The organism is Nostoc cf. edaphicum LEGE 07299 (assembly GCF_015207245.1).
GTDB classification, from domain to species: domain Bacteria; phylum Cyanobacteriota; class Cyanobacteriia; order Cyanobacteriales; family Nostocaceae; genus Nostoc; species Nostoc edaphicum_B.
Window position 1 is genome coordinate 1 of the sequence record NZ_JADEXF010000466.1, and the last position, 4,400, is coordinate 4,400.

Annotated in this window: 2 protein-coding genes and 1 pseudogene; all 3 read left to right on the plus strand. The window is 41.8% G+C overall.

Features of this window, described 5'->3' with window-relative positions; genetic code table 11:
- The first annotated feature begins 355 nt into the window (after positions 1-355).
- The 3 genes and pseudogenes from IQ229_RS14910 (at position 356) to IQ229_RS14920 (ending at position 4,151) form a co-directional block, all read left to right on the plus strand.
- On the plus strand, positions 356-1,543 hold the full coding sequence (locus IQ229_RS14910) for a HetZ-related protein 2 (protein ID WP_194044916.1): 1,188 nt from the start codon (positions 356-358) through the stop codon (positions 1,541-1,543).
- 561 nt (positions 1,544-2,104) lie between these two features.
- Positions 2,105-2,215 (plus strand): annotated as a pseudogene (locus IQ229_RS24875) (hypothetical protein); the annotation flags it as partial.
- 1,252 nt (positions 2,216-3,467) lie between these two features.
- The gene (locus IQ229_RS14920; protein WP_099101639.1) at positions 3,468-4,151 is read left to right on the plus strand and encodes a Crp/Fnr family transcriptional regulator; all 684 of its coding nucleotides are present in this window, start codon (positions 3,468-3,470) and stop codon (positions 4,149-4,151) included.
- Positions 4,152-4,400 lie beyond the last annotated feature (249 nt).

A 4,400-nucleotide genomic window follows, 5' to 3' on the forward strand; every position in this document is an offset into this window, starting at 1 on the left:
GAAAATAGTGCAATATGTAGGCGCATTAGCTTATTCGTTCCTCGGATCTGTTACAAAATGTCAGATTTACCCGATCCATTTTGTGAAAGGTGTATCCTCCACACTTTAAGCAGATTTCTGTTCTCAATTAAAAACATAACTTTACAAAAAATTTAAATTGGCATAATGCCCCAAATGCTTAATATATATTGATTTTGGACTTTTTCAAGTAAAAGCAAAATATCAATGTAGGAATTTCTGCATAATTTTCATGAATTCAGACGTAATAAAAGTAGAATCACTGAGCTATTTTCATGAAATTCATGAAATACGTGAAATCTGGGGCAGCTGCCAGTTAAACAATTAGGTGGGACGAATGGGGGTTGTGATGCAAACTTCAAAATTGAGTTTCGAGGAATGCAATCTCACTATGACAATAGATGTGAAAAAACTGGCTCTAGATTGGCAAAAGCGCTTGGCTGTGGAATGTCCAGACCAAAATGAAGCCACAAGGCACAGCATTATTCTCTGGCTGTTGGGATCTGACTCAAAACGGTTCGATCTGTATAATCCTAAAGAACTAGATATCGCCAAGCAAGCGATGGAATATCGCTGGAGAATTTTACGTCAACGCTACTTGGGTTTGGGGCGAGAACGTGCTTATCGCAACTTGATAACCCGATTGGGGAGTTTAGTAACATTACGGAATAAGATTCAGACTTGGGTTTCCCTCAGCCGCGATCGCCAGCGCAGTGTAATGGATGTATTACAAGAAGTACTCCAAGAATTACTGCAAAACGACAGCCAGATGCAACAGCAAATGGCTGATATTGCTAAATATACAACCGATAGAAGATTGGGAGATGCTCTGCTATTTGCCAGTTTAGAAGAATATTGTCTGCGGCCAGTACGGAATCAACCCCTATTAGCTTACCGATTTGTGAATTATTTGCGTCGCACTCAGCGCGGTGGTTTAACTCAAGTGCCAGGGCGTGATTTGGTTCGACTAGTGTCAGAAGAAGTTCTCACAGACGACAGTGACAATCGAGTTAACTTAGTCGATAGTCAGGCGATCGCAGAATATCAAGAAGCACAACAACTAGAGGAACAACAAGGGCTGCGCCAGTCAGTACAAAAAGAATTTGAAGATTATTTACAAGAAAATCTGGGAACAGATGCAGTGGAATGGCTACGACTCTATCTGCAAGGTAAGTCCCAGGAAGACATCGCCCAGAAACTGAACAAGCAGACTAAAGAGGTATATCGACTACGAGAAAAAATTAGTTATCATGCTGTGCGTGTTTTTGCCCTCAAAGGTAAACCAGAACTCGTGGAAAGTTGGCTCTCAATTTCTTTGCAAGAACATAACTTGGGGTTAACACAAAACCAATGGGAGCAACTTGATGAAAAATTGACTCCTCTGGGGCGGCAGATTTTAGCTTTGCGGAAAGCGGGTAACTCAATAGAAGCAATAGCTCAACAGTTAAAACTTAAAACCCATCAAGTGCTAGGCGAATGGACCAAAGTCTATCTTGCAGCCCAAGCTTTAAGAACCCAGGAGTAGCCTGTAGTGGGAAATTGAGCATGGGGGAGTGGGGAGCAGCACTTCGGCTCCTTTCGACTTCGCTACCTTGGCTCCGGTTCCATCGAGCGACTTGTACTGAGCTTGTCCTGAGCGTAGCCGTTGGCACAGCCTCTGGTAGAGAAGAACGTAGTCGAAGTAAGTCGAGATGCTCGGCACAAGTCAAGGCAAGTCGCTCAGTGACGAGGAGGAGGGGAGACAAGGGGACAAGAATACAAGGAGATAAACAAAACTCAGCACTGGCTCAACCTTAGCTATCCGCTAACAGCACTCTTTTGCCCAATCCTCAGTATTATCCGCAATCTCTAATCTAAAATTCATCTTCTACTTACATTTATTTAAGTATATATAATTGAAATTTTAACAATTTAACAAAGTATCTTTATTAACTACCTATTGAAATAGAGGCAAAATATAAGTAAACACCAACGAATCAAATCTATGTTGTCTTCAAAGGGCGAACTAAATGATACCGCAGCACATGGACAGCAAATACTAACTGCCGCTCAAACTAAGTGGGAGGAAAGAGGCGATCGCGAACAAATGTTCCACCTGATTGATAATCTTTTGTCCTTTGAAGCTTGCCTCTACCACCAGATTTTACCCTTTAGATTAGAAGACAAAAACCTCTTGCTAGGTATGGTTTATCCAGAAGAGAGCGAAGCCCTAGATTACGTTGGTCGCATTTTGTCTTATATCAATTGCACAATGGTGATTGAGGCGATGGCAGCCGATGCTCACCGCAGAATACTATCAGCCTACCTCAACCATAAGAATACATCTCAGCTAGATGCCCAACAAGTGCATCAGTCAACAGTGGACTTTCCCCCAACAAATAGTCCAGCTATGATTGCTGACACACCTAGTCCTTCCCTAGATGCCAACTCGGAATCTAATCAACAACCAGTATTGATGGTGTTTCAGACACAAAAGCGTCAAAATTCTGGACAGCGGGTAGACTTGCCTCCTATCCCAGAGCTAGACCAATCATCTCAAACTACGACGTTCTTGACCCCTATTTCCAGAACTCAATCGGGAGAGGATTCTGAACCCACATCATCAAACAATTTACCTATTTTTCCCACACAAGCTTCCGAACTGCTGAATCCGATTGAGTTGCTAACAACGCTGCCACCAAAAAAATTACTAGAAGAATTACTAGGGCGAATCTTGGCTGGGGGAATTGGTCGGCTGTACTTAGAAAGACAAGCTTACGAAGGCAGAATATTGTGGAGTGACAATGGAGTTTTGCAGTCTGTATTAGACAAACTGCCGCTCTCAGTTTTTCAAGGAGTATTGAATGAATTAAAGCGGTTTGCTTCCCTGCCTGTAACCACGGTTACAGAACCAAAACAAGTAGAAAAAGAATACGTATATCAAAAAAATCGCTTATTATTACGCTTGCGAGTCATGCCGGGAATCTACGGCGAAGAGGCAACACTCCAAGTATTGCGGGGAGCAGCATTAAAATTCTATCAACAACAACAATTGACGCGTATAGGCCGCGATGCTTTAGGAATTTCTCAGCAACTAAGCATTAAGTTACATGAACTACAAGAACAAGTTTTAGTGAATCCTAGCCTTGATTCTCAGCAATTAGAGGCTTTAGTTGCCCTGAATCAATTAGTGAAAAATTTAGACCAACAGATCAAAATATTGGCACTAGATAGCAATCTACCAACAAAGAGTAAATCATCAGTCAGTAGGTGAAAACGCTGATTTCGTTCGCATACATAATTGTTATGTTGTAATGGAATCCTAGACTGATAAAGCTTAGAGATTCATCTCTAAATAAATACAAATTTTGCGATCGTATTCTGAGTAAGATTACGGTTTAAACAAACTCAAATAGTAGCAAAGTTAAAGTTAGTTACCCGCTCTTAAATCCTATTGTTGCAAATATTTCATGCTAACTGAGGTTTTTAGTGAACTTTTCCCCTTAATGAGTACAGCCAATCCACAGACATTGGAATGGCTACTCAACGTTGCAATTGAACATGAATACCCATCTGGGCGAGCCGTTGTGATGGAAGATGCCTGGGGTAACGCCGTTTACTTCGTGGTTTCTGGTTGGGTCAAAGTCCGGCGTACCGTCGGGGAAGATTCAGTAGCTTTGGCAATTTTTGGGCGTGGCGATTTTTTTGGAGAAATGGCAATTTTGGATGAATCTCCACGCTCAACTGATGTCATTGCCCTTTCACCCGTGAAGTTGCTGAGTATTTCCAGAGAGCGGTTTATTCAAATATTGTTTAAAGACCCGCAGTTACATCACCGCATGTTGCAACTGATGGTGCGCCGATTGCGGCAAATTAACGTGCGCTTGCAAATGCGGTCTTCACCACCAGCAGTTAAACTCGCTCATACCCTAGTGACTTTGGGTGAAAGCTATGGTCAGGAATCAGACTTAGGAAGAGAAATTTTTAACATTCCCTTTAAAGATTTAGCAGAGGTGACAGAAATCGGCGTTGAAGAAACCACCAAAATCATGGAAAAGCTGCATGAAAAAGGGTGGATCAAAATTGATAGCGCCAACAACATCACTTATCTTGTGAACTTCAAACAATTGATGAACTTGGCTGGCAAAGTGTAATTGTTTTATTTATTCAGCGATACTAATTTTGATATTAAGTTAAGTCAACCGACAAGATGCTTCGGTTGACTTGCTTATTAGAGGTGTAGGTATTTCACAAAATTAGTTCAATGGATTACAAGCTAAGGGATAGGTTAATACCCCACCTGCGCGATCGCGCACCCTCCCCTTGGTAAGCTACGGTGTACACACAAGTCTCAAATAGTTTACTCACTGAGTTTTCGTGTCAGTTTTACCCCACCCTAACCC